Source organism: Actinocrinis sp. (assembly GCF_035650855.1).
Classification (GTDB): domain Bacteria; phylum Actinomycetota; class Actinomycetes; order Streptomycetales; family Catenulisporaceae; genus Actinocrinis.
The window spans coordinates 1-6,676 of record NZ_DASRGV010000041.1; the positions used below are offsets into that span (position 1 = coordinate 1).

The window sequence follows — 6,676 nt, forward strand, 5'->3', positions numbered from 1 at the left end:
AGCCAGGCGTAGGTCCCCGGGGCGCTGCGCACATAGGCAAGGACGTTCTCGGCCGCGGTTCGCATGTGCCGCGCCGCCGGATGGGACATGTATCCATCATGACGGGGGCCCGGTCCCGGCGCCCGACCTCCCGGCCGCGGAACCCGCGACCGCCGAGATCCACGGCGCGGCGCGATGAGCGAGACTTGGCGCCATGTACACGCACCTCTACAGCCTGCCCTCCGCCGTCGAGACCCCGGACGACGAGCTGGACGCCCCGGTCCCGCCGATCGAGGCGGTCCTGTTCGACTTCGCCAACACATTGTTCCGCATGGTGCCGACGGACGTGTTCCTGCTGCGGGTGTGGCAGGCCGCCGGGCGGGACGTCGCAGAGCTCGACATCGAATCGCTGGTGCGCGAGGTGCGCGCGGCCGGGCTGCTGCCGCACGTGCAGGCCGCGCAGGTGGGCCGGGACCTGGACGTGCAGCGGCACCGGGAGGCGACGCGGGTCTGGTTCGGCGAGGTGCCGCAACTGGCCGGAATCGTCGATCTGGCGTACGAGGCGGTACTGGCGCAGGAGAACTGGTTCCCCTACACGGACACGGCGCCGGTGCTGCGCGCGCTGGAGCGCCGGGGCATACCGGTGGGCGTGGTCAGCAACATCGTGTGGGACGTGCGGCGCGATCTGGAGGCGGCGGGGGTCGGCGACGCGGTGCGGGCGTACGCGCTCTCGTACCAGTTGAACTGCGAGAAGCCGGACCCGCGGCTCTTCCTCAAGGCCTGCGCCGACCTCGGCGCCGACCCGCGGCGCACGGTGATGGTCGGCGACAACCCGGCGCAGGATGGCGGCGCCGTCGCCTGCGGGCTTCGTGCCCTGATCCTGCCCGCGGAGCCACGGACCGGGGACCGCGGCCTGGACAGCGTTCTGCGACTGCTGGGCTGACGGAGCGTCGGAGGGGTCGCGGCCGCGGCCGGAACCCGGCCGAGCGCGTCCGAAGGGCGAGACGCGCGGGACCTCGGAGCCCGGCGTACCGACGCGGCGTCGGCCGAATCCGCGCTGAGCTGGGGATTCAGCAGCGCACTAGGCGCACTTCACCGGAGCGCCGAGGGCGCACTTTCGTCTAGCTTCGACACGCGTTAGAATGTTCAACATTGAGGCACTGCCCGCTCCCCCCGTGGCGGGCGGACCTCCCGACGCGGTCTGATCAACTGCGTCCCGGCGGCTTCGCGCTTCCCCCGTGGCGCGAAGCCGCCCTTTCTTTGCGGCCGGGCTTCGCGCGCTGCCTCTGGCGTTCCCGTCTCGCCCCACTGCTACACCCTCGGCGTTGCGCCTCTTGCGTTCCCGACGCGGACTCGATGCTCGCGACGGCGCCGCTTGAGCGGCCCTTTATGCCGTGGCGCTTGAGTAGCACCGGGCCTGAAGTGGTTTCCGCACTGTTTCCGGGTCGTTTCCGTGCCCCAACCGGGTGACTGCCGGGCGCGCCCTGACCGCGCGCCCGCGCCGGTACCCGCACCCTGGAGCGACCCAGGAGGGTGCTGAAGCTCCGGACCGACCAGTCGAAAGGCCGATCTCGATGCGCCGCTATCCCCCCATCGCCGAGCACGGCATGATCGGCGACCTGCAGACCTGTGCCCTGGTCTCCTCCGACGGAGTGCTCGACTTCTTCTGCGCGCCGCGCTTCGACTCGCCCTCGGTGTTCGCGTCCCTGCTCGACCACGACCACGGCGGCTACCTGCGGCTGGCGGCCGACGACGCGGACGTGCAGTGCAACTCCCGGCAGCTCTACCTGCCCGACACCGCGATCCTGATCACCCGGTTCCTCTCCCACCACGGCGTCGGCGAGGTGGTCGACTTCATGCCGCTGGACCGGCCGGAGCAGGCCAGCGGCCGACGGCGCGTCGTGCGGATCCTGCGGGTGGTGCGCGGCACGGTCAAGTTCGTGCTCGAATGCCGGCCCCGGTTCGACTACGGCCGCGCGGGGCACGAGCTGACCCTGGTGAGCGACAGCGCGGCGGTCTTCCGCGGGCCCGATCTCGACCTGCAGGTGCAGACCACGTTCCCGTTCCACCGCGAGGGCGACGACATCGTCGGCAGCGTGACGCTGCGGCTCGGCGAGACCGCGGCGCTGGTGCTGACCACCGGGATCGAGGAGCCGGCCCGGCCGATCACGGTCGCGCAGTTGGAAGAGGAGCACGAGGCGACCACCCGGTTCTGGCACTCCTGGTTGCGCGGCTCGGCGTTCCGGGGCCGCTGGCAGACGATGGTGCACCGCTCCGCGATCACGCTCAAGATGCTGACCTACGCGCCGACCGGCGGGATGATCGCGTCGGCGACCTTCGGGCTGCCGGAGCAGATCGGCGGGGAGCGCAACTGGGACTACCGCTACACCTGGATCCGGGACGGCGCGCTCGCGGCCCGGGCGCTCGCAGAGCTCGGATTCGTCGAGGAGGCGGACGCGTTCCGCCGCTGGGTGACCGAGCGGCTGCGCGACACCCGGCACGCCTGCGGCGAACCCTTGCAGATCATGTACCGCGTGGACGGCGATCCGTACCTGGTGGAGGAAGAGCTCCCGCACCTGGAGGGCTACGAGAAGTCCGGCCCGGTGCGCATCGGCAACGCGGCCGCGGACCAGCTGCAGCTGGACATCTACGGCGAGGCGGTCTGGGCGCTGACCCAGTCGCGCGAGCTGGCCGAGGTCTCCGGCTACCAGGGCTGGCAGACGCTCTCCGGGATGCTCGACTGGCTCAAGACCACCTGGGACCGGCCGGACGAGGGCATCTGGGAGACCCGCGGCGGGCGGCGCGACTTCACCTTCAGCAGGCTGATGTGCTGGGTGGCCTTCGACCGGGGCGTGCGGCTGGCGCGGGAGTACGCGCGCCCCGCGGACCTCGAGGGCTGGACGGCCACCCGGGACGCGATCCTGATGCAGGTGATAGAGCGCGGCTGGTCCCAGCGGCGCGGCGCGTTCGTGCAGCACTACGGCGGGGACGTGCTGGACGCCTCGCTGCTGATAATGCCGATCGTGGGCTTCATCTCGCCCAAGGACCCCGCGTGGCTGTCGACGCTCACCGCGATCGAGCAGGACCTCGTGACGGACTCGCTGGTCTACCGCTACGACCCGTCGGCGGCGCCGGACGGCTTGCGCGGCAGCGAGGGCACCTTCAACCTGTGCAGCTTCCTGTACGTCGACGCGCTCGCGCGCGCCGGGCAGCTGGACAAGGCCCGCTACGCCTTCGACAAGATGCTGACGTACGCGAACCACGTCGGCTTGTTCGGCGAGGAGATCGGCCCCACCGGCGAGCAGCTGGGCAACTTCCCCCAGGCGTTCACGCACCTGGCGCTGATCTTCGCGGCCACCACGCTCGGCAGCGAACTGGAGCGGCGCTCGCAGCGCGGCACGCGTCCGCACGGGCGGCCGTGGTGACGGTATCGCAGTCGCGTCGGCACACTCGGTAATCGGGTCGCCCAGTACCGGACACCTTGGTACTTTGACGCTTTGACGTGCGGCGACGCGAAGAAGCGCGCCGAGAGCGAGGGGTCCGTCGTGGCATTCGAGAGCTTGAGCAAGCGCAGCGTGGACGGACCGACGCTTGCCGCGCTCATCAGCGCGGCCTTCGGGCCGGAAACCGGCATCGCCGCGGCGAAGGAGATCAACGAAGGGTTCTTCAACGCCGCGTTCCGCGTCACGCTGACGGACGGCCGTGAGGTCGTGCTCAAGGCGTCGCCGGAGCCGCGGATCCCGCTGCTGACCTACGAGCGGGACATCATGCGCGGGGAGGCGGAGTTCTTCCGCGCGGCGGCGGACGGCGGCGTGCTCGTGCCCGAGGTGCTGTGCGCGAACTTCGAGCGCGAGGTCATCGACGGCGACTTCATCGTGATGTCGGCGGTCGACGGCGTCACCTGGTACTCGGTCGAGCAGCGACTCGACGAGGGCGCGAAGGCCGAACTCAAGCGGCAGCTCGGCGGCATCGCGGCGCAGTTGCACCGGGTGACGCATCCGCGGGGCCGCTTCGGATATCCGGCGGTCGACGAACTGTCCGGATCGACGTGGCCCGAGGCGTTCGCGGCGATGATCGGCGCGGTCCTCGACGACGCCGACCGGTTCAACGCTCCGCTGCCGCTCCCCTCATCCCAGGTGCGCAAGGCCGCGGCGCGGCACGCCGACGCGCTCGCGGCGATCAAGGCGCCGGCGCTGGTGCACTTCGATCTGTGGCCGGGCAACGTGATGATCACCGGACACGAAGCCGCGGACGGTGACGCCACCGGCAACGCGAACGCCGCGGCGTCGCGCATCAGCGGCCTGATCGACGGCGAGCGGATGATCTGGGGCGATCCGCTGATGGAGTTCGTGGGCATGGCGGTCTTCGGGCGCGCCGACCAGGACGAGCACGTGCGCGCCGGCTACCTTGCCGCCGGCGGAGCCATCGACGACGGCGAGGCGGCCGAGCGCCGCATGACGCTCTACCACTTGTACATGCAGGTGCTGCTGCTCACCGAGATGGGTCCGCGAGGCTATACGGACCCTGAATACCTGAAGCACTTCGGCCAGGAGTGCCCGAAGCGGATCTTCGAGGCAGTCAACAAGCTTAGCTAGTTCCTCCGGCGCCCGGCAGGTCAGACGAAGGAGAGGGTGGGGAACGAGCCGGCGAGGACGGGCGCCGGGTCGGTGCCGAGGACGTGCTGCAAGACCGTCGCGTACACCGACCGGAAATCGGTGTGGTACTTCAGGTCCCCGTTGTCGAGGTCGGTCAGCGAAGGCTGCTCTCCGATGAAGCCACCGCGCACCGACTCTCCGACGACGAACACCGGTCCCGCGGTGCCGTGGTCGGTGCCGTCGTTGGCGTTCGCGGCCACGCGGCGGCCGAACTCCGAGTAGGCGACCAGCACGACGTCCCTCGCCCGCGAACCGGCCGCGATGCGCTGCTGGAACGCGCCGATCGCGTCCGAGACCTGCTTGAGCAACGTGCTCTGCGTACCCTTCTCCGCCGAGTGTGTGTCGAAGCCGCCGAGGCTGACCGCGTAGACCCGCGTCGGAACCGAGGATTCGATGCAGGACGCGACGATGTCGAGCTGTTGGGCGAGGGCGCTGGCGGCCGTGCCGGCCGCCTTGGCTTTGGTACCTGCCGACTGCTTCACCTTCCCAGCGCCCTTGTTCGACGCAGCACCCTTATTCGAAGTAGCAGCCGCGCTGCTGAGGGTCGGGCCGAACGCCGTCGAGACGGTGAACAGGTCAGCGGTGTCACGCGCCGCGTAGGCGGCATTCGGGCAGTCCTGCGTCGAGGCCGCGCCGAGCGCCTTGAGCGCTTCTCCCGGTGCGCCGCTCGGCAGGGCGAAGCGGCCGAGCGGGAGCGCCGATCCGGCCGTCTTTGCGCCGGCGAGCAGCGGCGGGAGCACTCCCCCGAGCGAGACCGCGCGCAGGGCGCGCAACTGGTCGTCGGGTTGGCTGTCCAGCCACCGGCCGAGCCAGCCCGACGTGCCCGGTTCGCTCGGCGACGCGGTCTGCCAGATGTCCATCGAGACGAAGTGGCTGTGGTTGGGCTGCGGATAGCCGACGCCGCGCACGACCGCGAGCTTGCCGCTCTGCCAGAGGCTGTGCATCGCGGTCATCGCCGGGTTGAGCCCGAGGCCGTCGCCGAGGTCGAGCACCTCGTGCGGCTGGTAGGCCAGGTCCGGGCGGGCGTTCTGGTAGGCCGGGTCGGCGGCGGGCACGAGGGTGTTCAGTCCGTCGTTGCCGCCGTAGAGGGTGAGCAGCACGAGGATGCCCTGGCCGGGCGGCAGCGGGTCGGTGGCGGCGGCCGAGTGCAGTTCGTGCAGGCCGAGGACCGTCGCGCCGCCGGCGAGCGCCGCGGCGCCGGTCACGCCGGAGGCGAGGAGGAACTTGCGTCGGGTGAGCATGTCCATGGGTCCGGTGCCTCCTCAGTTGACCGCGTACTCGGGGCTCAGCAGGGCGAGTTCGACGAGGGCCGCGGGATCCCCGGCCACATCGGCGAGCGCGGCACGGGTCCGGTCGCTGAACGCGTCGATGCCGAGCAGATGCGCGGCGGCGTCGATACGCGCGCTCGGTGCGGCGTCGGCGACTAGGGAGACGTCGCCGGCTGTCGCGACCCAGTGCGCGAAGGTAATGCGGGCCTGCGTGGCCGCCGTGGTCAGCCAGAGCCTGCCGGAGGGCCAGCCGCCGACGTTCGGCGGCGCAAAGGGCAGCTGGCCGAGGCCGTTGAGCGCGGCGCGCAAGAGGGCCGATTCCTTTGCCGAGCCGTCGACCGGCGGATTGATCTTCAGTGCCCGCATAGCGCCGACCACGTACTCGACGGGTTGTTTGACGAGCGCGTAGCGGGCCGAGGCGGACGCGGCGGTGACAGCGCTGTCGGTGAACACGGGATCGGTGAAGATGGCGCGGGCCAGCGCTCTCAGGTCGTGGCTCGCGCCGTAGGCCGATATCAGACGGCTGAGTGTGTCGGCCGGGATCGGGTCGCTCGAACCGAGCCGGAACCACATGCGCGAGGCGAGGAACCGCGCGTTCGCCGGCTGCGCCATGAGCAGGTCGGTGAAGGCGTCGACGTCGAACGCCGCGGTACGCCCGAGGATTGTCTCCGGTCCGGCGGCGTGCGCCTTCGCGGCGAAGATCGCCTTGCCCGAACTGCGGTCCAACCGCCAGCCGGTGAGCGCGAGGGCCGCCTGACGTACGTCGGTCTCGGT

The 6,676-nt window shown here is 70.9% G+C and carries 5 protein-coding genes; 3 read left to right on the forward strand and 2 right to left on the reverse strand.

What is annotated here, in order from left to right:
• The first annotated feature begins 193 nt into the window (after positions 1 to 193).
• The 3 genes from VFB40_RS03540 to VFB40_RS03550 all read left to right on the forward strand — a co-directional run bounded on the left by VFB40_RS03540 (position 194) and on the right by VFB40_RS03550 (position 4,574).
• Complete coding sequence (locus VFB40_RS03540; protein WP_324847808.1) at positions 194 to 922, forward strand: HAD family hydrolase; 729 nt, start codon at positions 194 to 196, stop codon at positions 920 to 922.
• Positions 923 to 1,553: 631 nt separating this feature from the next.
• A complete protein-coding gene (locus VFB40_RS03545) occupies positions 1,554 to 3,404 on the forward strand; it encodes a glycoside hydrolase family 15 protein (RefSeq protein ID WP_324847809.1) in 1,851 nt (616 codons plus the stop codon).
• A gap of 120 nt (positions 3,405 to 3,524) precedes the next feature.
• The gene (locus tag VFB40_RS03550; protein WP_324847810.1) at positions 3,525 to 4,574 is read left to right on the forward strand and encodes a phosphotransferase family protein; all 1,050 of its coding nucleotides are present in this window, start codon (positions 3,525 to 3,527) and stop codon (positions 4,572 to 4,574) included.
• Positions 4,575 to 4,594: 20 nt separating this feature from the next.
• On the opposite strand, the gene VFB40_RS03555 is transcribed toward VFB40_RS03550, so the two are convergent.
• Positions 4,595 to 5,881 (reverse strand): DUF1501 domain-containing protein, encoded by a 1,287-nt coding sequence (locus tag VFB40_RS03555; protein ID WP_324847811.1) that lies wholly within the window; start codon positions 5,879 to 5,881, stop codon positions 4,595 to 4,597.
• Between the two features lie 15 nt (positions 5,882 to 5,896).
• Positions 5,897 to 6,676, reverse strand: a 780-nt coding sequence (locus VFB40_RS03560; protein ID WP_324847812.1) for a DUF1800 family protein, incomplete at its 5' end; no start/stop codon positions are given.

Bases quoted from the DNA above. Each gene is read 5' to 3' on its own strand.
- VFB40_RS03540 (WP_324847808.1), top strand. From the start codon at position 194: ATGTACACGCACCTCTACAGCCTGCCCTCCGCCGTCGAGACCCCGGAC.
- VFB40_RS03545 (WP_324847809.1), top strand. From the start codon at position 1,554: ATGCGCCGCTATCCCCCCATCGCCGAGCACGGCATGATCGGCGACCTG.
- VFB40_RS03555 (WP_324847811.1), bottom strand. From the start codon at position 5,881: ATGGACATGCTCACCCGACGCAAGTTCCTCCTCGCCTCCGGCGTGACC.